Genomic DNA, 22,284 nt, shown 5'->3' with positions numbered 1-22,284 from the left:
GGGGTAGGGCGAGCACCTGCCGCGACCCCGGTGGCTTTCGGCTATGCTCAGGTTCGGGTGTCGGCATTTTCCGGAGATGCCGTAGGCCTGGTCTGGAAACCGGAAGTTACCTTTGACCTGACCACCTGCCCAGGCAGGTGGTTTAGGCTCGCAGGCCGGATCTTTCTCCCCGATCTGTAGTCATTTGGTTCATCGAGACAATAAGGAGATGCGCATGCTCGTCCGGTCACTGACCCTCGCCACCTTGCTCGCCGTCGCCGGCCCCTTGCTCGCTGCGGACAGCGATGCACCGTTGGCCAAGGAGCTGGGCAAGGCCAGGCCGCTGATCATCATCGCCCCCAGCACCGCCGACCCCACCTTGCGCGGCCTGAACGAGGCCCTCAAGGACCCGGCCACCCAGGCCGCGTTCAAGGAGCGCAGCCTGGTGCTCTACAGCGTCGCCAACATGATGGGCAAGCGCGAGGACAAGAACCTCGAGCAGCAGACCACCATGGCCTTGATCCGCGAGCTCAAGCTTGGTGCCAGCAAGGGCACCAAGGTGATCCTGGTGGGCAAGGATGGTGAGCGGCACATGCTCAAGGATGACGACAGCGGCGCGCAGCTCGACCCGCAGGTGATCTTCAAGGCGGTGGACGAGCTTCCCGCCAGCGAGAAGGCGGTGACCGCGCCCGAGCCGGTGGCCAGCAGCACCGAGAAGGCCAAGGACAGCAAGCCCGGCAAGCCGACCAAGCCGCTGGCACCGCCCAAGCCGCTGGAAGACTGAAGATGCGCCGCGCGGGGTGGGGCGCCGGCAACGCCTCGCCCCCGACCCTTCGCGGATAGCCGCGAGGCGATGTTCCAGTGGCCTGTATCTGACTGTATCCAGCCACCTGGTCGACCCACTTCCATACAGAAAGCCCACCTGCCTGATACACCGGCGATACACCACTGCGGCGAAATGGCTCCACCTCTCAACCACAGTGGAGCACCAGCATGAAACATTCGAAGAACACCCTTGGCCTGCTCAGCGTCGCACTGCTCGGCGGCATGGCCCTGGGCAACAGCGCGTTCGCTGTCGAGCCCCTGGCCCAGGGCTACCAACTGGCCGCAGCCAAGACCCCAGGCGAAGGCAAATGCGGTGAAGGCAAGTGTGGGGGCAGTGGCAAGGCCACCCAGGGCGAAGGCAAGTGTGGCGAAGGCAAATGCGGCGGTAGCGCCAAGGCCGGCCAGGCCGAGGGCAAGTGCGGGGAGGGCAAGTGTGGCGATGCCTCCTTCGCCCGTACCGACAGCAACCGTGACGGCAAGGTTTCGCGCGAGGAGTTCCTCGCCGTGGCCAAGGACCGCGCCGCCGACTTCGACAAGATCGACAGCAACCACGACGGCGTGATCTCCGAGCAGGAGGCCTACGACCACCTCAAGGCCCTCTACCAGGCCAACGGCAAGCCGATGCCCGAGGGACTGTTCAGCCACCTGGCTGGCGAGTCCTGATCGAGCGGGCTCCCACGGACTGCCTGCGGGCGGTGATGTGGGGGCCTTGTCGCAGCGCCTTGTGGAGAACCGAACATGAACGACCACCCCTTGCGCACCGGCCTCGGCTTGCGCCGTGGCCTGCTGCCCGAGCTGCTGACGATGGCGGACGGCGCGGTGGATTTTCTCGAATGCGCGCCGGAAAACTGGATCGGTGTCGGCGGAGCCTATGGCCAGGGCCTGGAACGCCTGGCCGAACGCTTCGCCATCGCCTGCCACGGCCTGTCACTGTCACTGGGCGGCAGTGCACCGCTGGACCAGGCCTTTCTCGCGCGTACCCGGCAGTTTCTCGAGCGCTACCAGGTACGCCTGTACAGCGAGCACTTGAGCTACTGCAGCGACGATGGTCACCTCTACGACCTGATGCCGATCCCGTTCACCGACGAGGCCGTGGTGCATGTCGCGGCGCGCATCCGCCAGGCCCAGGACCAGCTTGGCCGCCGCATCGCCGTGGAGAACATCAGCTACTACGCCGCGCCCTACCAAGCCATGAGCGAGCTGGCGTTCATTCGCGCCGTGCTCGAGGAGGCCGACTGCGACCTGCTGCTGGACGTCAACAACATCGTCGTCAACGCCTGCAACCACCGTTATGACGCGCTGGCGTTCCTCCAGGGCCTGCCGGTCGAGCGTGTGGTCGGCATGCACGTGGCCGGGCATTACGACGAAGCACCGGACCTGAAGGTCGACACCCATGGGGCGCCGGTGAAAGAAGATGTCTGGTCATTGTTCGCCAGTGCCTGCCAGCGCTTCGGCGTGCAACCGACGGTGCTGGAGCGCGACTTCAATTACCCGCCCCTGGACGCGCTGCTCGACGAGACGGCACGCATCCGCCAGTTGCAGCAGGCGGCAGGGAGTGTGCGCGATGAATGAAACCTTGCGTCAGCAGCAGTTCACCCTGGCCCGCCATCTGCGCGATCCCGCAGCCAATCCACCACCGCCGGGCATCGAGGCGCGGCGCCTGAAGGTCTATCGGGAGCTGTTCTACAACGCCATCGAGGGTTTGCTGGCCGGCAGCTTCCCAGTCATGCGCCAGACCCTCGGCGAGGCCCGCTGGCATGCCCGGGTGCGTGACTTCCATGCCCACTATCGCAGCCAGACGCCGCTGTTCACCGAGGTCGCCGAGGTGTTCATCGACTACCTGCACGGCATCGAGGCGGATGCACCCTGGCAGTTGGAACTGGCCCACTATGAATGGTTGGAGGCGCAGTTGTACCTGAGCGATGCCGAGGACCCAGAGCACCGGCCCGAGGGGGATCTGCTCGAAGGCGAGCCGTTGCTCTCCTGCGTGGCCCGGGTGCTCGCCTACCGCTGGCCGGTGGAGCGCATCGGCCCCGGCTACCAGCCTGCCGAGCCCCCCGATACACCCACCTTGCTGCTGGTGTATCGCGACGCCGACCTGCAGGTGCGCTTCGCCCGCCTGACGCCGCTGGCCTACCAGTTGCTGGCAGGGCTCCAGGGTAGCGGGCGCGAGCGGTTGCAGGCCTTGGGAGGCGAAGAGATCCAGCGTCAGGGGCTGGCTTTGCTCGAGGCTCTGCGCGGGCAGGGGATCATCGTCGGTACGCGATAGGTTGTCCCAAAGCGGCTGTGCGCGAGGCTCAACGCTTGGCCGGCTTCAACCGCGACACCCCGAACAGTACCAGCGCCAGCCCCGCGATCTGGTAGGCCGAGATCGACTCGCCGAGGATCGCCCACGACGCCAGCACCGTCAGCATCGGCCCCAGGTTGCCGACCGCCGCGGTCTGGGTCACGCCCATGCGCTGGATCGCCAGGGCTACCCAGTAGATCGGCAGCACGGTGGAGAACACCGCCATCATCGCCGCATGGGTCCATACCGCCGGCGGCAGTTGCCACAACTGGGCCGTGTCCGCCACCAGCAGGTAGTGCGCCAGCACCATCAGCGACGAGGCCGTGCCACACAGCCCGGCCAGGCGCATGGAGCCCATGCGCTTGAGCATCATGCCGGTGCCGGCGTAGTACAGGGCATAGGTCACCGCGCTGGCGAACACCCACAGCGCGCCGACGAGCACCTGCTGGCCGCCCCCCGACATGCCGAGGTCGTGGACGAAGGCGATGCCCAGGCCGAGGTAGCACAAGCCCATGGCCGACAGGGTGCGCAGGCTGGGCCGTTCACGCAGGGCGACGGCCTGGAACACCAGTACCAGGGTCGGGTAGGTGAACAGGATCAGCCGCTCCAGCCCGGCACTGATGTACTGCAGGCCATAGAAGTCGAACAGGCTGGCCAGGTAATAGCCGAACAGGCCGAGTAGCGCTACGCGCAGGCCATCCCCCAGCCCAAGGGCAGCGCTGGACGAGCCACGGCTGAACCACACCAGCCAGACGAACAAGGGCAGCGCGATGCCCATGCGCATGGCCAGCAGGCTGATAGCGTCCACGGGGCCTGCCGCGTAGGCGAGTTTGACGAAGATGGCCTTGAAGCTGAAACCCAAGGCCGCGAGCACGGCATACAAGGCACCGTTGTGCAGTTGGCGTTGCAAGTGGGCGCGGATGGCGAGCATGGCGTGTCCGAGAAAGGGGAGTGGCGAGGCTTATTCTGGGCAGAAGGCGCTGGCGCTAGAATCGCTTTTTATCGAACATGGTGTTCTGATTTGGAGAAGCCCCATGCATTTCGACCTGCCTGACCTGCGCCTGCTCGCCGCCATCGCCGCCACCGGTAGCCTGAGCAAGGCGGCGGCGACCTTCCCGGTGGCGGTGTCGGCCGCCAGTACCCGCTTGCGGCTGTTCGAGGAACGTTGCGGCCTTGCCCTGTTCGTACGTCGGGTCGACGGCATGCAACTGACCCCGGCCGGCCGCCTGGTGCTCGAAGCCGCCCGCAGTGTGCTGGGCGAGGCGCAGAGGCTGCAGGACACCTTGCAGGAGCTGGCCGGCCAGCGGCGCATCACCTTGCACCTGGCCGCGTCCACCGTGACCAACAGCACCCTGCTGCCGGCGGTGCTTGGGCCGTTTCTGGCCGACTATCCGGAGGTGGACCTGCAACTGGTCGAGCACAAGAGCCTGGACGTGCTGCGCGTGGTGCTGGCCGGTGAGTGCGAGATCGGCGTGTACGACGGCAACCTGGCCAACGAGGGGCTGGTGTCGCTGCCGTTTCGTACCGAGCGCCTGGTCCTGCTGACGCCCGCCGACCACCCGTTGGCGTCCCGCGGGCAACTGCGGCTGGTCGATGCCCTAGGGTTTCCCTTCGTCTGCCTGCCGGCCGAGCGTGCCATGCAGCGCTTCGTCGAGGAGCTGGCGATGAACCTGGCCATGCCCCTGAAGGTCCGGGTGCGTGCGCCGAGCTTCGAGGCCATCGCCCAACTGGTGGCCCAGCGCGCCGGCATCGCCATGTTGCCCGAGACGGCAGCCCTGCGTGCCGAGCAGGAGCTGCCGGTGCGCCGGCTGGCGCTGGAGGAGCGCTGGGCGACGCTGGAGTTGCGGGTGTGTTTTCGTGGTTGGGAGAGCCTCAGCTCCCATGGGCGTCAGTTGGTGGGGTTCCTGTCCGGGCAGTGAGCTGTCAGTGACTCCGCATCCGGGGCTGCAAAGCAGCCCCGCCTGCCTCAGGCGGCTCAGACCTTGAACTGCGCCACCATGCCATTCAACTCCACCGCCAGTCGCGACAGGTCCTGGGCCGCCGCGCTGGTCTGGTTGGCCCCGGCCGAGGTCTGCATGGCCAGGTCGCGGATGTTGACCAGGTTGCGGTCCACCTCGCGGGCCACCTGCGCCTGCTGCTCCGATGCGCTGGCGATCACCAGGTTGCGTTGATTGATCGAGGCGATGGCCTCGGCGATCACCTCCAGAGCCTGGCCGGCCGACTGGGCCACTTCCAGGGTGCCGGTGGCACGCCCCTGGCTGGTGTGCATGGCCGTGACCGCGCGCTCGGTGCCGGACTGGATCCCGACGATCATCTGCTCGATCTCGGCGGTGGACTGCTGGGTACGGTGGGCCAGGGCGCGTACTTCGTCGGCGACCACGGCGAAACCGCGTCCGGCCTCGCCGGCACGGGCCGCTTCGATGGCGGCATTGAGCGCCAGCAGGTTGGTCTGCCCGGCGATCGCGCCGATCACGTCGAGCACGCGGCTGATTTCGTTGGCGTTATTGGCCAGTTGCTCGATTTCCTCGGATGTGCCGGTGACATCGTTGACCAGGTGCTGGATCGAAGCCAGGGCCTGGTTGACCTGGTCGCGACCATCACGGGTGGTCTGATCGGCCCCTTTGGAGGCATCGGCGGTGTTCACCGCGTTGTTGGCCACTTCCTCGACGGCGGCGGTCATCTGGTTGACCGCCGTGGCCGCCTGGTCGATCTCCGCGCTTTGCTGGTGCAGACCGCGGCTGGTGTCTTCGGTGACTGTGTGCAGTTCTTCCGAGGCCGAGGCCAACTGGTCCGAGGAGGCGGCGATCTTGCGGATGGTCTCGCGCAGGCTCTGCTGCATGCGGGCCAGGGCACGCAGCAGCAGGGCCGGCTCGTCGCGGCCGTGGACCTGGATGTCGCGGGTCAGGTCGCCGGTGGCCACGCGCTCGGCCACGGCCACGGCGTCGGCCAGGGGGATGACGATGCTGCGGGTGAGCAGGGTGGCGAAGGCCGCCAAGGCCAGGATGATCACCACCAGGGAGGTGATGATCAGCGAGAAGGCCTGCTCGAACACACTGCTGCTGCGCCGGGAGGCCGTTTCAGCGCCGTCGGCGTTGTACTGGATCAGCGCATTGAGGGCCTGGAGCATGGTGTCGGCGTATTCGGCCAGGGGGCCGTTGATCAGGCGCCGGGCCTCGTCGAGACGGTCGGTGGCGACCGCGTCGCGGATCGACTTCTGCAACCGGTGGTAACGCTCGCTCAGCTTCATGAAGGTGTCGAACAGGGCGCGATCGTCATCGGCGATGATGGTGCGTTCGTAGGCGTTCAGGTCGCTTTCCAACTGCTGGTTGACCTGGACGATCGAGGCCAGTGTCGCCTGCCTGGCGCTGGGCTGTTCCTCCAGCACGCTGCGCAGGGTCAGCGCCCGCGCCCGGCCGAGGTTGTTGCTGACATCGCCCAGCGCGATGACCGCCGGCATCCAAGTCACGCGGATCTCGTCGGTGGCACGGTCCATCTGGCGGGTTTCGTAGAGTGCGAACAACCCCATGGCCAGGACCAACAGGCCCAGTAGGGTGAATACGGCGGCGGCCCGTATGCCGATCTTCATGTTCCGGAGTTGCATTGAATGCTCCTTGGCGTTGGCAGCCCCAAGAGCGCTAGACGGCACAGGAGGGTGATCAGGCTCTCGACGGGCTGCAAATGTGGGTTAAGTCCCTAGAGTTGATGGTGTTTTTGCTGAATGATGCCATATAGCCACTATCGATTGAACAGGTATCCAATAAAATTGTATACAGACAATAGACAGAAGGCCGCCTCCCGCCCCCTCGCGGCATCGAGCCGCAGGGGAGACGCGAAGCGGCCCCGGTGACGATCGGGTCTGTCTACACGATCGGAATCAGTGGATCGGCTGCCGCCAGGGCCTGGGCGCGATCGGCGGCCGGCGGGTAGATCCACACCGAGTTGATCTGGCGCTTGAGGGCCTTGCCCTCCTGGCCCTGCAGCTTGAGCTCACGCTCCCAGCCCTCGCTGAACGCCGCGCCCCAGTCGCCCAGGTCGAGGCAGGTCACGTACTTGGGCTGGCGATACACCACCGGTGCCACGCCCAGCAGGTCGGCCGCCACGTTGTTGCCGCTGTGACGGCCCATGGGAATGGCGTGCTGGCAGGTCATCAGGGCATGGTTGCCTCGCTCGTCCACCGCGGCCCAGGCCACGTCGCCGGTGGCATAGATGTGCGCCTGGCCGATCACTTTGAGGTGCTCGTCGACGCGCAGGCGGCCCAGGGCATCGCGTTCGCCCGGCACTTGGGCGGTCAGCGGGCTGGCCTTGACGCCCACGGTCCAGATCACGGTCTTGCTGGCGATGTAGTCGCCGTTGTCCAGCGTCACGCCGCCGGCGTCGATGCCCATCACCGAGGTACCTGCCAGCCACTCCACGCCGGCCTGCTCGCAGGCTGCGACGATCGCCGGGGTGATGCCCGCGCCCAGCGCTGCGCCGATGCTGACGCCCCGGTCGACGACGATCACCCGTGGTGCTGCGTCGTTACCGAGGATGGTGCGCAGGCGGGCGGGCAGCTCGGTGGCGGTCTCGATGCCAGTGAAGCCGCCGCCGCAGACCACCACGGTATTGCGGGCAGGGGAGGCGGGCAGCGCGGCCAGGTCGACCAGATGCCGCTCCAGGCGCATGGCCGACTCCATCTGGTCGACGTCGAAGGCATGCTCGGCCAGGCCCGGCACGGCCGGGCGTGCCACCTGGCTGCCGGCGGCCAGGACCAGGCGGTCGTAGCCGATCCGCTGACGCTGGCCGTGACTGTCGGTGTAGCCGACGCTGCGGCCGTCCACGTCGATGGTGTCGGCATGGCCCTGGATGAAGGTCACGCCCACCGCCTCGAACAGGGCGCCCAACGGTGCCTTCATGCCGTGTACGTCGCTTTCGTAGAAGCGCGGGCGGATGCGCAGCTCAGGCTGGGGCGCGAGCACGCTGACCGTGACGTCGCCGCGCTGGGCCTGGTCGAGCAGGCGTGCGGCGCTCAGGGCGCTCCAGACACCGGCGAAGCCGGCACCGATGATCAGGATGTGTGGGTTCATGAGGGTGCTCCGCTGGATTGCATGGGGGGTGAAAGGTGTACGGCGTGGATTCGTGTACCTGCCGAATAACTACGACTGTATTGATCGTAGTTTGTGACGGCAAGTCTTTTTTTCGCCGAAGGTCTTCCTGCATGCCCCGCTGGCCCCTTCGATAATGCTGTATTTCCGGGCTTACAGGGCTGTATCGTGAGCCGAGAAAGACGACGGATGGCGCCAAGGCACTTTGCTCGCCGGCAGGAGAAGGCGTAGTATTTACGACAAAATTAGTCGGAGATTGACATGTCGCTATACAGTGCCGGCGTCGAATACGGCCTCCATTGCCTGCTGTTCCTGGTGGACGAGCGTGGCGATACCCGCGAGTCCAGCGTGCGCGACCTGGCCGAGTTGCAGGGGGTGCCCCAGGAGTACCTGGCCAAGGTCTTCACCAAGCTGGCGCGCGCGGGGTTGGTGGCCGCCACCGAAGGCGTGCGCGGGGGCTTTCGTCTGGCGCGGCCGTCCGACGAGATCACCGTGCTCGACATCGTCACCGCCATCGATGGGCCGAAGAAGATCTTCGACTGCCGCGAAATCCGCGAGCGCTGCACGCTGTTCGAAGGCGCGGCGCCAGGTTGGGCGACCGAGGGTACCTGCGCCATCCATGCCGTGATGCTGGGGGCGCAGAAGCGGATGGAAGAGGCGCTCGCGCAGCAGACCATCCTCGACCTGGCCCGGCGTTTCGGGCGCAAGGCCCCGACGGAGTTCGGAGTGAAGGTCAATGAGTGGATGAGTGAGCGGCGGGAAGGCAAGGGGAGCGGGGGGGAGATCGCGGTTACCCAGGTGTAAGGGTAATGGCAGTACCGGCCCTGTGGGGTTGCCTCGAGGTCAGTCAGTCAAGCGGCCCCAGATGTCTTCAGCCCGCCCGGGCCTCATGCCGCTTGCGGTACGCTCCCGGCTGCACCCCCACCGCCTTGGCGAACGCCCGGGTAAACGCCGCCACCGACTGATACCCCACCTGCGCCCCCACCTGCTCCACGGTATTCCCCGCCTTGAGCAACTGGCAGGCATGGCGCATGCGCAAGGCCAGCAGCACCCGGCCGGGCGACTGCCCCGCCAGCTCGTTGAAGCGCTTGAAGAACGCTGAACGCGACAACCCCGTGCAGGCCGCCATGCTTTCCAGGTGCCAGGCCTGACCGGGCTGCGCGATCAACTGCTCCAGCAACGCCGCGAAGGCCGGTTGGCGGGCGAGGGCGACCAACCCACCCAAGGATCGCCCGGCGTGTACCTGCTGGCGCAATACATACAGGAACAACAGGTGGGTCAAGCGCTCCAGCAGCGCCTGCGACGGCGTGGGCGTGCGCCGGCACTCCTCGAGGATCAGCTCGAACAGCGAGCGTGCGGCATGCCCCGCAGGCTCTGCGGCGCGCAACAGGATCCAGTCGGCCAAGCCTTCGACGATCAGCGACGACAACCCCGAGCGAAAATGAAAAAAGCCGCAGACCAGGCCAACGCCGTCGCCGGCTTCGCTGTCCAGTGGCTGCATCGTCTGGCGTGGTTGGGCACAGGCGCTGGCCGGGTCTTCGTCGCCAGACAGCCGATAGGCCAGGTCGCGCAGCAGGAACACCGCATCGCCGCTTTCCAGCCGTATGGGCCCGGGTTGCCCGTCGATGTGCAGCCAGCAGTGCCTCTGCACCACCAGGTGGAAGCTCGCCCGACCCATGCCTTGGGTGCTGGCGTGCCAGCCGCCGCAGTAGCGGCCGACATGGAACAGGCTGGCATCGAGCTCCAGGCTCTCTAATAACCAATCGACAGGGTGGCAGGATGAAATCATCTAATGCAAAGACTCAGGAGCAAGGAAAGGCGACTGATGAATATGGAGGGTAATTCTTATAACCAACAGACTGTACGCACCCCCACCAAAGGAGACCACGCCATGTCCTCGCGCATTACTCTACACACTCTGCAGAGCGCCCCGGAAGCTGCGCGTCCGTTCCTCGAGAACGCCCTGAAGAACTCCGGCTTCATCCCCAACCTGTTGGGTATCCTGGCCAACGCCCCTGCGGCGCTGGAAACCTACGTCACCGTCTCGGCGCTCAACGGCAAGTCGCAGCTGTCCTTGGCCGAGCGCGAGGTGGTACAGCTGATCGCCGCCACCCACCACGGGTGCGACTTCTGCGTGGCCGGCCACACCGCCGTGGCCCTGAACAAGGCCAAGCTGCCTCAGGACGTGGTCGACGCCCTGCGTGCCCGTGGCGAGCTGCCCGATGCCAGGTACGAGGCCCTGGCCGAATTCGCCCGCGAAGTGATCGCCACCCGTGGCAATGTCGGCGAGGCCACCTACGCGGCGTTTCGCGGGGCCGGCTACAGCGAGGGCAACGCCCTGGAAGTGATTCTCGGGGTGAGCCTCGCAACCCTGTGCAACTTTGCTAATGTGTTCGCGCAGACGCCGCTCAACGACGAACTCGGCAAATACCGCTGGCAGCCGTCGGCGTGAGCCGCGCGCGGTGCCGTTCGGGCCGCGTTTCGTAAAGGAGAAGGGACATGCTTGATTCCGCATTTCGGCAATGGCTGGACGCCAATGCCGAGGCTATCGACCTGGGCCAGTGCGACCCGCACCTGGTCCTGGGGCATATCGCCGAGTCGCAGCTGCTGCGCGTGGGCATCGACCCCGCCTTGGGCGGTTCGGGCGGCCAGATCACCGACGCGGTGGAAGCCATCGCCGCCATCGCCAGCCGTTCGCTGGCGGCGGCCTTCGTCTGCTGGGGCCAGCGCGCGTTCATCGAATACCTGCTGCAAAGCCCTAACCTGGCCCTGCGCGAACGCCTGCTGGCGGACCTGCTCAAGGGCGAGCTGGCTGGCGCTACCGGGTTGTCCAATGCCATGAAGTACCTGTCTGGCATCGAGGCCCTGCAGGTGCGAGCCCGCCCCCAAGCCGCCGGCTGGACGCTGGAAGGCCGCCTGCACTGGGTGACCAACCTGCGCAAGAGCGGTTTCGTGGTTGCCGCGGCGGTCGAAGAGGATGCCGGTGCTGCGCCGTTCGTCCTGGCGATCCCGTCCACTCAGGTGGGCGTGGAGCGCTCCGAGGACCTGCGATTGATGGGACTGCAATCGAGCAACACCGCCGCGCTGGCCTTCCACCAGGTCGAGCTGGGCCGTGACTGGCTGCTGCACGAGAACGCCCGCGAGTTCCTGCCCAAGGTGCGGCCGGCCTTCCTGGCGTTGCAGTGCGGCATGGCCATCGGCCTGGCCCGACGTGCCCTGGAAGAGGTGAGTGGGCATCTGCAAGGGCGCGGTTCGTTCCTCGAAGAAGCCCGCCAGGTGCTGGCCAAGCGCCTGGAGAATACCGTGGATGCACTCAAGCAGGGCCTGTTCGATGGCCGCTTCGTCAGCCAGCCGGCGGCGCTGTTCAAGTTGCGCATCATCCTGGCTGAAAGCGCTGCCGATGCCGTGCAGCTGGAGCTGCAGGCCAGCGGCGGCAAGGCCTACCTGGACGCCTATGGCGCCGGCTTCGCCCGCCGCTGGCGCGAGTCGGCGTTCGTGCCGATCGTCACCCCGAGCCTGGTGCAACTGCGTGCCGAACTGCAACGCCAGGCGGCCGCGGCATGAGCCAGGCAGTGCTCGAAGCCCGTGACATCTGCCTGGGCTACCCGCGTGAAGGTGGCTGGCAAGCGGTGCTGGAACAGTTCGACCTGAGCCTGGCGCCGGGCGAGGTGGTGAGCATCCTCGGCCCTAGCGGGGTCGGCAAGTCCAGCCTGTTGCGCGTACTGGCAGGCCTGCAGCAGCCCCAGGGTGGCCGCGTGGCCCTGCACGGCGAGCCCTTGCTGGGCCCGCACCCGCGCCTGGCGGTGGCCTTCCAGGACCCGAGCCTGCTGCCCTGGTTGAGCCTGGAGAAGAACGTCGCCTTCGGCCTGGACTTCGCGCGCCAGCCAAAGCTGGCGGCGGCCGAGCAGCGCGCGCGCATCGACCATGCCATCGAGGCGGTAGGCCTGGCCCATGCGCGCAACCAGTACCCGGCGCAACTGTCTGGCGGCATGGCCCAGCGCACCGCCCTGGCACGCTGCCTGGCGCGCCAGCCGCAGGTGCTGCTGCTCGACGAACCCTTCGGTGCCCTCGACGAGGTGACCCGCGCCGACATGCAGCAATTGCTCCTGCAACTGATCGCCACCCACGGGACGGCGGCGGTGCTGATCACCCACGATATCGACGAAGCCCTACTGTTGTCCGACCGGGTCCTGCTACTGGGCAACCACCCGGCGCACACCCTTGGCCAATGGCACATCGACCTGCCGCAACCGCGTGGGCAGTGGGTCGAGGAACTGGGCGCGCTGCGTATCGAGATCCTCAAGACCCTTCGGCGGGCAAGCCGCATCAGCGAACCTTCTTCTTCCCCCTTGCCATTGCCGTCGGAGGCTGCCCATGTGCATGGATGACTGCTGTTCCTCTACTTCCCGCCGCGATTTCATCAAGCTCGGCGCCATGCTCAGTGCCGCCGGGGCGCTGCCATTGCTGACGAGCCTGCAGGCGCGCGCCGCCGCCGAGCCGGACGCGCCGGTGCGCATCGGCTACCTGCCGATCACCGACGCCACGCCGTTGCTGGTGGCGCACAACAATGGCCTGTTCGAGGCCGAGGGCATCAAGGCCGAGCGCCCGGTGCTGCTGCGTAGCTGGGCGCAGGTGATCGAGGCGTTCATCTCCGGCCAGGTCAACGTCATCCACCTGCTGTCGCCGATGACGGTCTGGGCGCGCTATGGCAGCAAGGTGCCGGCCAAGGTGGTGGCCTGGAACCACGTCGGTGGTTCGGGGCTGACCGTGGCGCCGGACATTACCGACGTGAAACAGCTGGGCGGCAAGACCGTGGCCATTCCGTTCTGGTACTCGATCCACAACGTGGTGCTGCAGCAGATGTTGCGCGACCACGGCCTCACGCCGGTGTCGAAGCCGGCCAGCGCGCAGTTGGCGGGCAGTGAAGTCAACCTGCTGGTGTTGCCGCCGTCGGACATGCCGCCGGCCCTGGCCAGCAAGCGCATCGCTGGCTATATCGTCGCCGAGCCGTTCAATGCGCTGGCCGAGGACCTCAAAGTCGGCCGTGTGCAGCGCTTCACCGGCGACGTCTGGCGCAACCATGCCTGCTGCGTGGTGTTCATGCACGAGCACGACCTGACCAATCGCCCCGAGTGGTCGCAGAAGGTGGTCAACGCCATCGTCAAGGCCCAGCTGTGGACCCGCGACCACCGCGCCGAGGCGGCCGCGTTGCTGTCCAAGGCCGGCCCCAACAAGTACACCCCGCACACCCCGCAGGTGCTCGGCAAGGTGCTGGCGCCTGCCGCCGAGGACCGTGCGGGCTATATCGCCAGCGGTGCGATCCGCCACCAGCAGTGGGATGAGAGGCGCATCGATTTCCAGCCCTATCCGTTCCCCAGCTACACCGAGGAACTGGTCAAGCGCCTGAAGCACACGCTGATCGAGGGCGACAGCAGCTTCCTGGCCGGCCTGGACCCGACCCTGACCGCCCGCGACCTGGTGGACGACCGCTTCGTGCGCAACGCCATCGCCGCGGCGGGCGGCCTGTCGGCCTTCGGCCAGCCCGAGGGGTTCGAGCGTAGCGAGGAGTTTTCGGTCTGATGCGCAAGCACGTCGTACAAGGTGCCCTGGGCCTGGCTGGCCTGGCGGCCCTGCTGTTGCTGTGGTGGGCGGGGGTCGGCGTGTTCGGCGAGGCCGATGGCCTGTCGGCGCGCTTCTCGCCCGAGGCGACCCTGGCCAGCCTGGTCGAGCTGCTCGGTCAGGGTGAGGTCTACGGGCATGTCTGGGTGAGCCTCAAGCGCATCCTGGTCGGCTTGCTGCTGGCGCTGCTGATCGGCGTGCCCCTGGGGCTGCTGGTGGGCAGCTACCGGCACCTGGAGGCGGCGACCACGCCAGCGTTCCAGTTCCTGCGGATGATCTCGCCGCTGTCGTGGATGCCCGTGGTGGTCATGCTGATGGGCGTGGGCGACCAGCCGATCTACTTCCTCCTGGCCTTCGCCGCGCTGTGGCCGATCCTGCTCAACACCGCCGCTGGCGTACGCCAGCTCGACCCGCGTTGGTTGCAGCTCTCGCGCAGCCTCAGCGCCACGCGCTGGGAAACCCTGTGCAAGGTGATAATCCCGGGGGTGATCGGTCATGTGCTGACCGGCGTGCGCCTGGCCATCGGCATTCTGTGGATCGTGCTGGTGCCGTGCGAGATGCTCGGGGTCAGTGCGGGGCTGGGCTACTTCATCCTCGATACCCGTGACCGGCTGGCCTATTCGGAGCTGATGGCCATGGTGCTGCTGATCGGTGTGCTGGGGTTCATGCTCGATGCCTTGGCCCGGAGCCTGCATCGTCGCTGGGTGCATGCCTGAATCTGGGCTGCAAAGCAGCCCCAGGATGAGAATCCTGGGCACCCGCAGGGCATGCGGGCGTAAAATACCCCTTTGCCCACCCCGAGCCCTTCATGCCTGCCCCCATCGAACTGCTCCAGACCCACCCCGACCAGGCCGAGCTGATCCGCAACCTCTACCAGTTCTATGCCTACGAGTCCTCCGACTGGGAACAGGAGGACGTCGAGGCCGATGGCCGCTTCTACATCCACGACGAACACCTGCAGCGCTACTGGCAGTCGCCCGGCTGGAGCGCCAGCCTGGTGCTGGTGGACGGCTTCATCGCTGGCTTCGTGCTGATCGAGCGCAGTGAGCTGCCAGGCCTGGAGGCCAGCGAACTGGCCGACCTGTTCATCCTGAAAAAATATCGCCGCCAGGGCATCGGCCAGACTGTGGCGCAGTCGCTGCTGGGCAGCGGGGAGGGCGACTGGTTGCTGCGCTGCTATCGCCAGGACCCGGTGGCCGTGGCGTTCTGCAAGGCCGTGCTGGCCGGCTTGCCACGCGCCTCGAGGGCGATCGCGCTGGAAGACGAGCCCGATCTGTTGAATTTCCTGGTGAGCGCCTCGCGTCATTGACGGCGCCGGTCAGGGTTCGGGTGGTGCCGCAGCGACGGATTTATGTGAGCTGCTTCACAAAAAAATCCGACAAGCGGCATAATGCCAGCACGTCATCATCCAGGCCCGGCCCTGTCGGGCTGGCGATCCGTTTCCGTGCGTGCCGCAGGTTCAGGTAAAGCCTATGTCGCTAGTCGCAAGTCCCGACATCATGTACCGGTTGTTGATCCAGAGCGTAGCGGACTACGCCATCTGCCTGTTGACCCCCGAGGGGGTGGTGGCCAACTGGAACCCGGGGGCGCAGCGGGCCAAGGGCTACGAGGCGCAGGAAATCATCGGGCGGCACTATTCGCTGTTCTACCCGCAGGCCGAGCGCGACGCCGGGGTGCCCGAGCAGAACCTCGACCAGGCGCGCCGTACCGGTCGCTTCGAGGCCACTGGCTGGCGCCTGCGCAAGGATGGTTCGGCCTTCCAGGCCCATGTGGTGATCGACGCGGTGCACGACGACGATGGGCGCCTGGTGGGGTTCGCCAAGACCACCCGTGACATCTCCGAGCGCCGCCGCTACGAGGAGGCGTTGGTCCAGGCCAAGGAACTGGCCGAGCGATGCAGCCAGGAGACCGGCACCCTGTCGCGCTTCCTCGATTCGGTGATCGCCAACATTCCCGCCAGCGTCATCGCCCAGGACCTCGACAGCCAGCGCATCCTGCTGGCCAACCAGCAGGCCGAGCGCCTGTTCGGCGGACAGCAGACGAGCATGGTCGGCCTTCGCCCCGACGAATGCCTGACACCGGCCATCGCTCAGTACCTGGAGCAGCAACTGGCCCGCGGTGCGCGCAGCACCAAGGGGTACGCCGCCGAGACCCGCGTCGACACCGCTTGCGGCCTGCGGATCCTGCGTAGCCGCGCGCTGCTCAGCCAGAACCGCGAAGGCCAGGCCGACTATGTGCTGTTCATCGCCGAGGACGCCACCGAAGAGCTGGCCGCCCATGCCCAGATCCACCACATGGCCCATCATGATGCCCTGACCGGGCTGCCCAACCGTGTCCTCTTCCACGAGCGGCTCAAGCAAGCCTTGGTGCGTGGCGACGACAGCGGCAAGCTGACCGCAGCGCTGTGCCTGGACCTGGACAACTTCAAGAACATCAACGACTCCCTCGGCCATGCCTTCGGCGACAAGCTGCTGCGTGCCCTGGGCAAGCGCCTGCGCCGTGAGCTGCGTGAGCACGACACCCTGGCACGGCTGGGGGGCGACGAATTCGCCGTGGTCCTGGTCGGGCTGGAGAGCCGCGAGTCCGCCTGCAGCACTGCCCAGCGCCTGATCGATGCGGTCTGCCCACCGTTCCACATCGAGGGCCACCAGTTCTCGGTCGGCGTGAGCATCGGCATCGCCATCGCCCCGGACGATCACGAACAGGCTGAACAGTTGCTCGGCTATGCCGACATGGCCTTGTACGAGGCCAAGCGCAATGGCCGCAACCGCTACGAATGCTTCCAGGTCGAGCTGGATGTCGCCGCGCGTCAGCGTCGCCTGGTGGAAACCGACCTGCGCACCGCCCTGCACATGGGGCAGTTGCAACTGCACTACCAACCCGTGGTGGACCAGCAGAGCCGTAGCGTCACCGGCTACGAGGCGCTGCTGCGCTGGGAGCACCCGACCCGGGGCATGGTCATGCCCATGGACTTCATCCCCATCGCCGAGGAAACCGGGCTGATCCACGAGATCGGTGCCCGCGCCCTGAACCTGGCGTGCCAGGAGGCGGCCACCTGGGACAGCGAGCAGACCGTGTCGGTGAACCTGTCGCCGGTGCAGTTCAAGAGCGCCAACCTGGTGCACAGCGTGGCCCTGGCCTTGGCTGACTCGGGCCTGGCGCCCCATCGGCTGGAGCTGGAGATCACCGAGTCGGTGCTGCTGGGCAACAGCGAGGAGAACGTGCGTACCTTGCGTGCGCTCAAGGACCTGGGGGTGTCGATTTCCTTGGACGATTTCGGCACGGGCTATTCGTCGCTCGGCTACCTGCGTTCGTTCCCCTTCGACCGGATCAAGATCGACAAGTCGTTCGTCCATGACATGTGCGAGAGCCGCGAGGCCATGTCGATCATCCGCGCCATCACCGAGCTGTCCAACAGCCTGATGATCAAGACCACCGCCGAGGGCGTGGAGTCGCGGGAGCAGATGGCGCGCCTGGCCGCCGAAGGCTGCTCGCATTTCCAAGGCTACCTGTATGGCCGACCGGCACCGGCGAGCCAGCGGTTGAAGAGTGTCGCGGCTATGTAGTCAGTCGCCGCCATTGGGGGCGCGAAGCGGCCCCAACATTTGCCAAGGCCCCCAGAATCTGGTCGATCAGCGAACGGAAACCGCTCCCGGACCAGGCCCCACGGCCTGGCGGGTTTCTCATCCCGCTCCATCTCTTCTAGAATCCGTCCCATGCCCCAGGCCCGCACAGGCCAGGGCGCCTCCCAGGCGCAGCATCGGGCCGCGCCGTCGTCGAGAACACCATGAGTTCCAGCACACCGTTGTCCGGGGTCAACCATCCGCTACGTGGCATCGCCCTGGTGGTGATGGCGACCTTCCTGTTCGCCAGCCATGATGCCCTGTCCAAGTTCCTGGGGGGCCTGTACCCGATCATCATGGTGGTCTGGGCGCGCTACCTGGTGCATACCTTGCTGATGGCCGGCATCTTCCTGCCCAAGGCCGGCCTGCGCGTGCTGCGTACCCGTCGGCCAATGCTGCAGACCCTGCGTGCCCTGAGCCTGCTGAGCACCAGCCTGCTGTTCACCGCTGGCCTGCAGTACCTGCCGCTGGCCGAGGCGACGGCGGTCAACTTCCTCGCCCCGGTGCTGGTCACGGCCCTGTCAGCGCCGCTGCTCAAGGAGCGGGTCAGCCTGGGGCAGTGGGTGGCGGTGGTGATGGGCTTCATCGGTGTGCTGGTGGTGGTGCACCCGGGCGGGGCGATGTTCACCCCGGCGATCCTGTTCCCCTTCGGCTCGGCCCTGGGTTTTTGCTTCTACCAGTTGCTCACGCGCAAGCTGGCCGCCCATGACAGCCCGACCACCAGCAACTTCTACGCCGGCCTGTGCAACACCCTGGTGATGACGGCGCTGGTGCCGTTCTTCTGGCAACTGCCGCAGTGGGAGCATGCGCTGCTGATGCTGGCCCTGGGCGGATGCGGCATGACCGCGCACTTGCTGCTCACCCAGGCCTTCCGTCATGCCGCGCCGGCGCTGCTGGCGCCGTTCAGCTATTGCCAGATCGTCTTCGCCGGGCTGCTGGGCCTGCTGATCTTCAGCCAGATGCCGGACAACACCAGCCTGGTGGGCATCGCCATCATCTGCCTCAGCGGCCTGGGCGCCGCCTGGATGCACCGCAAGTAGCGTCGCTCACGCCCTGGGGTGGCTGCGCAGTGCCGCTTCGGGGCGCTGACAGAGTGACGCTATCGCCACTGAATACTGGCTCTATTAGACCTCTGCGCAAGCTCGACTAGTCTTTCCCCTGGCCCCGCGAAAAACGCGCAGGCGGCGTGCCCGTACCTGCCGTCCAACGCCCGCCAGCGCTTCGCAAGCCCGTGTCGGCGCGAGACCGACCAGACCTGATGAGGGGTAGGCATGAGCCACCGTGCTCGGCTGATCGAATACCTGGCATAGACCGGAAATCTGGATAACCGACCCAAAGGTAAACGCAGATGGCGAACGAATCGAAATGCCCGTTCCATCAAACCGCAGGTGGCGGCCCCACCCTCCAAGACTGGTGGCCTGACTACCTGAATCTCAGGATCCTTCACCAGCATTCGTCCAAGTCCGACCCGATGGAGCCGGATTTCGACTATGCCAAGGCGTTCAAGAGCCTCGACTTCCAGGCTCTCAAGCAAGACCTGCACGCCTTGATGACCGACTCCCAGGACTGGTGGCCGGCCGACTTCGGCCACTATGGCCCACTGTTCATCCGTATGGCCTGGCACAGCGCCGGTACCTATCGCATCGGTGACGGCCGTGGCGGTGCGGGTTCTGGCCAGCAGCGCTTCGCCCCGCTCAACAGCTGGCCGGACAACGTCAGCCTCGACAAGGCTCGGCGTTTGCTCTGGCCGATCAAGCAAAAGTACGGCCGCAATATCTCTTGGGCCGACCTGATCGTCCTCACCGGCAACGTCGCCCTCGAGTCCATGGGCTTCAAGACCTTTGGCTTCTCCGGCGGGCGTGTCGATGCCTGGGAGCCGGACGAAGATGTCTACTGGGGCTCGGAAACGACCTGGCTCGGCGGTGACGTGCGCTACGCCAGCAGCGGCGAAGGCCCACTGGTAGCCCAGCCACAACTGCACGGCAGCGAGGAGAGCCGCAACGAGGCACCTGGGCGCAACCTGGAAAACCCCCTGGCCGCCGTGCAGATGGGCCTGATCTACGTCAACCCGGAAGGCCCGGACGGCACCCCCGACCCGGTGGCCTCGGGCAAGGACATCCGCGAGACCTTCGGCCGCATGGCCATGAACGACGAGGAAACCGTGGCGCTGATCGCCGGTGGGCACGCCTTCGGCAAGACCCATGGCGCCGCCTCGGCCGAGAACGTCGGCCCTGAGCCTGAGGCTGCGGGCCTGGAGATGCAGGGCCTGGGCTGGCACAACAAGTACGGTACCGGTAAAGGCGCCGATACCATCACCAGCGGCCTGGAGGTGATCTGGACGTCCACCCCGACCCGCTGGAGCAACGAGTACCTGGAGAACCTGTTCAAGTTCGACTGGGAACTGACCAAGAGCCCGGCCGGTGCCCACCAGTGGCGGCCGAAGAATGGCGAAGGGGCAGGGCAGATCCCCGATGCCCACGACCCGAGCAAGCGCCATGCCCCGGCCATGCTGACCTCCGACCTGGCCCTGCGTTTCGACCCGATCTACGAGCCGATCGCCCGCCGCTTCAAGGACAACCCGGACCAGCTGGCCGACGCCTTCGCCCGCGCCTGGTACAAGTTGATCCACCGTGACATGGGCCCGTTGTCGCGCTACCTGGGCCCGGAAATGCCCCAGGAGGAGCTGCTCTGGCAGGACCCGATCCCGGCGGTCGACCACCCGCTGGTGGGCGAGCAGGACATCGCCGAGCTCAAGACCAAGGTGCTGGCCTCGGGCCTGAGCGTGTCGGAACTGGTGGCCACGGCCTGGGCCGCGGCGTCCACCTTCCGCGGCTCGGACAAGCGCGGTGGCGTCAATGGCGCGCGCCTGCGCCTGGCGCCGCAACGCTTCTGGGCGGCCAACCAGCCCGAACAGTTGGACAAGGTGCTCAAAGTGCTAGAGAAGATCCAGGCTGACTTCAATGCCACGGGCAAGAAGGTCTCCCTGGCCGACCTGATCGTCCTGGCCGGCAACGCAGCGGTGGAAAAGGCCGCCAAGGATGCCGGGCACGATGTCCGCGTCCCGTTCAGGCCAGGGCGCATGGACGCCTCCCAGGAGCAGACCGACGTCGAGTCGTTCAGCGTGCTGGAGCCGTTGGCCGATGGGTTCCGCAACTTCTCCAAGGCCCGCTACAGTGTCAAGGCCGAGCGGCTGCTGGTGGACAAGGCCCAACTGCTGACCCTCACCGCGCCGCAGATGACCGTGCTGGTCGGTGGCCTGCGGGTGCTGGGGGCCAATACCGGCGGCAGCAAGCATGGCGTGTTCACCGACCGGCCGGGCGTGCTCAGCAACGACTTCTTCACCAACCTGCTGGACATGGGCGTGGAGTGGAAACCGACCTCCGAGGACAACGAGACCTTCGAAGGCCGCGACCGCAAGACCGGCCAGGTGAAGTGGACCGGTACCCGCGTCGACTTGGTGTTCGGCTCCCATGCCCAGCTGCGGGCCCTGTGCGAGGTGTATGGCAGCGGTGACGGCAAGGACAAGTTCGTCAAAGACTTCGTCGCGGCCTGGAACAAGGTCATGGAGCTGGATCGGTTCGACCTGGCGTAATCGTTGTCATGGGGGCGCTTCGCGCCCCCAAGCCGTTAGTCGCTGCCGACAGGCACATCAAGCCGGCAGATGGCCGGCCTGCACCTCGGGCAGGGGCGAGCGCTGCCAGCCGCGCCCGGAATCCACCCAGAAATTCACCGACAACGAGGTGGAGCGCGACTCCACCTGGTGGAACCACCCCTCCGGCAGGAACAGCAGGTCGCCAGCCTGCAGGATCACCTCGATGAAATGCACTGCTCTGCACCCTGGGAAGCGCGCGAAGTCCGGCGCTCTGGGGTCGACGTCGCAGCCTTCCAGGCCGCCGTTGGGCGAGGTCGCCCAGCAGCCCAGGGCATCGCGGTGATGGGGCGCGGCGAGGATGAAGGACTTCTCCCCCCACACCTGGGCGAACAGGTTGTCGCTGTCGTCCCGGTGCAGCGGGGTCAGGGTGCCTTTCGGACCGATCCAGATGCGCGGCGGGATGAACTGGTCGGGCTCGAAGTAGGCGGGGTAGCGGATATGTTCGAGCAACTGCGTGGGCAAGATGTTGTTGCCCATGTAGGCCGGCGGTTGGCCGTCGCGGGTCGCGGGTGCCGGCGCGTCCAGGCTGGCGATGAACTCGGCCATGGAGGTGGAGCGGAAGTCGCGCTCGGTGGAGAAGGTCTTCTTCACGTAGTCGCCATGGCGCGTGATGCCCTGCAGGTTGGCGAACAGCTCCAGCGAGGCCTGGCGGCCGATGCTGAACAACGGCCAGTCGTGCAGGGCGTCGCTGATCACCACAGGGATGCCATGGCGCATGTAGCGTTCGCGGAACTCCTCCACCGACAGGCCGCTGCGTGGCCGGCGTTGTATGGCGAGCAGGGGCGCCTGGCTTGCCGAGAGCCGGTCGCTGGCGCGTGGCCGCGCCGGGTAGCGTCGATTGGCCTCGACCGCAGGAGCACGGGTACCGCGTAGCGCCGTGTGAATCGCCTGGGGCAGCAGCGTGGCCAGCCCCAGGTTGCCCCCGATCTTCAGCCGGCCGTTGGCGAACAGCTCCTCGACATTGGCCTTGCCGGCCATGATGTTCATGAAGTCGCCGCTGGCCACCTCGATGGTCACATCCGCCGCCGGGTGTCGGCCCTGGCCGCTGCCCCCTTGGCCGCCGGCCTTGAACCAGAGCGCGGTATGGCCGTCGAAGACGAACTGGAAGAGGCCCTTGAGGCCGACGCTGTCGGCGCTGGCAAACAGTTTGCCCAGAATGGTCTGCAGGTCCACGGCACGCTCTCTCGTTGGTTGTTCTGAACAGAAGACGAGGCGTGC

The 22,284-nt window shown here is 66.6% G+C and carries 20 protein-coding genes; 15 read left to right on the top strand and 5 right to left on the bottom strand.

Annotated features, from left to right (window positions below; genetic code table 11):
* Positions 1 to 214: 214 nt before the first annotated feature.
* The 4 genes from ACDI39_RS06810 to ACDI39_RS06795 all read left to right on the top strand — a co-directional run bounded on the left by ACDI39_RS06810 (position 215) and on the right by ACDI39_RS06795 (position 3,073).
* Positions 215 to 763 carry a DUF4174 domain-containing protein gene (locus ACDI39_RS06810; protein ID WP_253102793.1) on the top strand — a complete coding sequence of 183 codons (549 nt, stop codon included), beginning with the start codon at positions 215 to 217 and terminating at the stop codon, positions 761 to 763.
* A 209-nt stretch (positions 764 to 972) separates the two neighbouring features.
* Positions 973 to 1,467: an HvfA family oxazolone/thioamide-modified RiPP metallophore gene (locus ACDI39_RS06805; RefSeq protein WP_486538110.1), complete on the top strand. Its 495-nt coding sequence runs from the start codon at positions 973 to 975 to the stop codon at positions 1,465 to 1,467.
* 75 nt (positions 1,468 to 1,542) lie between these two features.
* Positions 1,543 to 2,376 (top strand): HvfB family MNIO-type RiPP peptide maturase, encoded by an 834-nt coding sequence (locus ACDI39_RS06800; protein ID WP_225789707.1) that lies wholly within the window; start codon positions 1,543 to 1,545, stop codon positions 2,374 to 2,376.
* Positions 2,369 to 3,073, top strand: coding sequence for an HvfC family RiPP maturation protein (locus ACDI39_RS06795; RefSeq protein ID WP_225789706.1), 705 nt, complete (start codon positions 2,369 to 2,371; stop codon positions 3,071 to 3,073). Before ACDI39_RS06800 ends, ACDI39_RS06795 begins: the two co-directional genes overlap by 8 nt.
* A gap of 28 nt (positions 3,074 to 3,101) precedes the next feature.
* On the opposite strand, the gene ACDI39_RS06790 is transcribed toward ACDI39_RS06795, so the two are convergent.
* The gene (locus ACDI39_RS06790; protein ID WP_225789705.1) at positions 3,102 to 4,022 is read right to left on the bottom strand and encodes a DMT family transporter; all 921 of its coding nucleotides are present in this window, start codon (positions 4,020 to 4,022) and stop codon (positions 3,102 to 3,104) included.
* A 103-nt stretch (positions 4,023 to 4,125) separates the two neighbouring features.
* Between ACDI39_RS06790 and ACDI39_RS06785 the strand changes: the two genes are divergently transcribed.
* Positions 4,126 to 5,010 carry a LysR substrate-binding domain-containing protein gene (locus tag ACDI39_RS06785; RefSeq protein ID WP_225789704.1) on the top strand — a complete coding sequence of 295 codons (885 nt, stop codon included), beginning with the start codon at positions 4,126 to 4,128 and terminating at the stop codon, positions 5,008 to 5,010.
* Between the two features lie 56 nt (positions 5,011 to 5,066).
* Here the strand turns inward: ACDI39_RS06785 and ACDI39_RS06780 are convergent, their stop codons facing one another.
* Positions 5,067 to 6,677 carry a methyl-accepting chemotaxis protein gene (locus ACDI39_RS06780; protein WP_410897083.1) on the bottom strand — a complete coding sequence of 537 codons (1,611 nt, stop codon included), beginning with the start codon at positions 6,675 to 6,677 and terminating at the stop codon, positions 5,067 to 5,069.
* Between the two features lie 274 nt (positions 6,678 to 6,951).
* Positions 6,952 to 8,154 carry an NAD(P)/FAD-dependent oxidoreductase gene (locus ACDI39_RS06775; RefSeq protein ID WP_486538106.1) on the bottom strand — a complete coding sequence of 401 codons (1,203 nt, stop codon included), beginning with the start codon at positions 8,152 to 8,154 and terminating at the stop codon, positions 6,952 to 6,954.
* A gap of 279 nt (positions 8,155 to 8,433) precedes the next feature.
* Here ACDI39_RS06775 and ACDI39_RS06770 point away from each other — a divergent pair, with 279 nt between their 5' ends.
* Positions 8,434 to 8,976, top strand: a complete 543-nt coding sequence (locus ACDI39_RS06770) for an RrF2 family transcriptional regulator (protein ID WP_225789701.1) — start codon at positions 8,434 to 8,436, stop codon at positions 8,974 to 8,976.
* A 67-nt stretch (positions 8,977 to 9,043) separates the two neighbouring features.
* Here the strand turns inward: ACDI39_RS06770 and ACDI39_RS06765 are convergent, their stop codons facing one another.
* Positions 9,044 to 9,961: a cupin domain-containing protein gene (locus ACDI39_RS06765; RefSeq protein ID WP_486538104.1), complete on the bottom strand. Its 918-nt coding sequence runs from the start codon at positions 9,959 to 9,961 to the stop codon at positions 9,044 to 9,046.
* 102 nt (positions 9,962 to 10,063) lie between these two features.
* On the opposite strand from ACDI39_RS06765, the gene ACDI39_RS06760 reads away from it, so the two are divergent.
* From ACDI39_RS06760 to katG, 9 genes are all read left to right on the top strand, one after another.
* The gene (locus ACDI39_RS06760; protein ID WP_225789699.1) at positions 10,064 to 10,624 is read left to right on the top strand and encodes a carboxymuconolactone decarboxylase family protein; all 561 of its coding nucleotides are present in this window, start codon (positions 10,064 to 10,066) and stop codon (positions 10,622 to 10,624) included.
* 47 nt (positions 10,625 to 10,671) lie between these two features.
* A complete protein-coding gene (locus ACDI39_RS06755) occupies positions 10,672 to 11,736 on the top strand; it encodes an acyl-CoA dehydrogenase (protein WP_368815236.1) in 1,065 nt (354 codons plus the stop codon).
* Positions 11,733 to 12,560, top strand: coding sequence for an ABC transporter ATP-binding protein (locus ACDI39_RS06750; protein ID WP_225789697.1), 828 nt, complete (start codon positions 11,733 to 11,735; stop codon positions 12,558 to 12,560). Before ACDI39_RS06755 ends, ACDI39_RS06750 begins: the two co-directional genes overlap by 4 nt.
* A complete protein-coding gene (locus tag ACDI39_RS06745) occupies positions 12,547 to 13,752 on the top strand; it encodes an ABC transporter substrate-binding protein (RefSeq protein WP_225789696.1) in 1,206 nt (401 codons plus the stop codon). Before ACDI39_RS06750 ends, ACDI39_RS06745 begins: the two co-directional genes overlap by 14 nt.
* Entirely contained in the window at positions 13,752 to 14,507 is a 756-nt protein-coding gene (locus ACDI39_RS06740; RefSeq protein ID WP_253102797.1) for an ABC transporter permease, read from the top strand. Before ACDI39_RS06745 ends, ACDI39_RS06740 begins: the two co-directional genes overlap by 1 nt.
* Before the next feature lie 92 nt (positions 14,508 to 14,599).
* Positions 14,600 to 15,100, top strand: a complete 501-nt coding sequence (locus ACDI39_RS06735) for a GNAT family N-acetyltransferase (RefSeq protein WP_253102798.1) — start codon at positions 14,600 to 14,602, stop codon at positions 15,098 to 15,100.
* 163 nt (positions 15,101 to 15,263) lie between these two features.
* The gene (locus tag ACDI39_RS06730) at positions 15,264 to 17,357 is read left to right on the top strand and encodes a sensor domain-containing protein (protein WP_225789693.1); all 2,094 of its coding nucleotides are present in this window, start codon (positions 15,264 to 15,266) and stop codon (positions 17,355 to 17,357) included.
* 221 nt (positions 17,358 to 17,578) lie between these two features.
* Positions 17,579 to 18,454 carry a DMT family transporter gene (locus ACDI39_RS06725; protein WP_225789692.1) on the top strand — a complete coding sequence of 292 codons (876 nt, stop codon included), beginning with the start codon at positions 17,579 to 17,581 and terminating at the stop codon, positions 18,452 to 18,454.
* A 308-nt stretch (positions 18,455 to 18,762) separates the two neighbouring features.
* The gene (gene katG, locus ACDI39_RS06720) at positions 18,763 to 21,006 is read left to right on the top strand and encodes a catalase/peroxidase HPI (protein WP_225789691.1); all 2,244 of its coding nucleotides are present in this window, start codon (positions 18,763 to 18,765) and stop codon (positions 21,004 to 21,006) included.
* Between the two features lie 57 nt (positions 21,007 to 21,063).
* Here the strand turns inward: katG and ACDI39_RS06715 are convergent, their stop codons facing one another.
* Positions 21,064 to 22,239 (bottom strand): cupin-like domain-containing protein, encoded by a 1,176-nt coding sequence (locus ACDI39_RS06715; protein ID WP_253080328.1) that lies wholly within the window; start codon positions 22,237 to 22,239, stop codon positions 21,064 to 21,066.
* Between the last annotated feature and the right edge of the window lie 45 nt (positions 22,240 to 22,284).

The organism is Pseudomonas sp. Tun-23181, assembly GCF_057415455.1.
This window is presented reverse-complemented; position numbering and strand designations above follow the sequence as displayed.

Bases quoted from the DNA above. Each gene is read 5' to 3' on its own strand.
- ACDI39_RS06730 (WP_225789693.1), top strand. From the start codon at position 15,264: ATGTCGCTAGTCGCAAGTCCCGACATCATGTACCGGTTGTTGATCCAG.
- ACDI39_RS06735 (WP_253102798.1), top strand. From the start codon at position 14,600: ATGCCTGCCCCCATCGAACTGCTCCAGACCCACCCCGACCAGGCCGAG.
- ACDI39_RS06755 (WP_368815236.1), top strand. From the start codon at position 10,672: ATGCTTGATTCCGCATTTCGGCAATGGCTGGACGCCAATGCCGAGGCT.
- ACDI39_RS06790 (WP_225789705.1), bottom strand. From the start codon at position 4,022: ATGCTCGCCATCCGCGCCCACTTGCAACGCCAACTGCACAACGGTGCC.
- ACDI39_RS06770 (WP_225789701.1), top strand. From the start codon at position 8,434: ATGTCGCTATACAGTGCCGGCGTCGAATACGGCCTCCATTGCCTGCTG.
- ACDI39_RS06800 (WP_225789707.1), top strand. From the start codon at position 1,543: ATGAACGACCACCCCTTGCGCACCGGCCTCGGCTTGCGCCGTGGCCTG.
- ACDI39_RS06725 (WP_225789692.1), top strand. From the start codon at position 17,579: ATGAGTTCCAGCACACCGTTGTCCGGGGTCAACCATCCGCTACGTGGC.
- ACDI39_RS06760 (WP_225789699.1), top strand. From the start codon at position 10,064: ATGTCCTCGCGCATTACTCTACACACTCTGCAGAGCGCCCCGGAAGCT.
- ACDI39_RS06740 (WP_253102797.1), top strand. From the start codon at position 13,752: ATGCGCAAGCACGTCGTACAAGGTGCCCTGGGCCTGGCTGGCCTGGCG.
- ACDI39_RS06745 (WP_225789696.1), top strand. From the start codon at position 12,547: ATGTGCATGGATGACTGCTGTTCCTCTACTTCCCGCCGCGATTTCATC.
- ACDI39_RS06775 (WP_486538106.1), bottom strand. From the start codon at position 8,154: ATGAACCCACACATCCTGATCATCGGTGCCGGCTTCGCCGGTGTCTGG.
- ACDI39_RS06805 (WP_486538110.1), top strand. From the start codon at position 973: ATGAAACATTCGAAGAACACCCTTGGCCTGCTCAGCGTCGCACTGCTC.
- ACDI39_RS06780 (WP_410897083.1), bottom strand. From the start codon at position 6,677: ATGAAGATCGGCATACGGGCCGCCGCCGTATTCACCCTACTGGGCCTG.
- ACDI39_RS06750 (WP_225789697.1), top strand. From the start codon at position 11,733: ATGAGCCAGGCAGTGCTCGAAGCCCGTGACATCTGCCTGGGCTACCCG.
- ACDI39_RS06795 (WP_225789706.1), top strand. From the start codon at position 2,369: ATGAATGAAACCTTGCGTCAGCAGCAGTTCACCCTGGCCCGCCATCTG.
- ACDI39_RS06765 (WP_486538104.1), bottom strand. From the start codon at position 9,961: ATGATTTCATCCTGCCACCCTGTCGATTGGTTATTAGAGAGCCTGGAG.
- ACDI39_RS06810 (WP_253102793.1), top strand. From the start codon at position 215: ATGCTCGTCCGGTCACTGACCCTCGCCACCTTGCTCGCCGTCGCCGGC.
- katG (WP_225789691.1), top strand. From the start codon at position 18,763: ATGGCGAACGAATCGAAATGCCCGTTCCATCAAACCGCAGGTGGCGGC.
- ACDI39_RS06785 (WP_225789704.1), top strand. From the start codon at position 4,126: ATGCATTTCGACCTGCCTGACCTGCGCCTGCTCGCCGCCATCGCCGCC.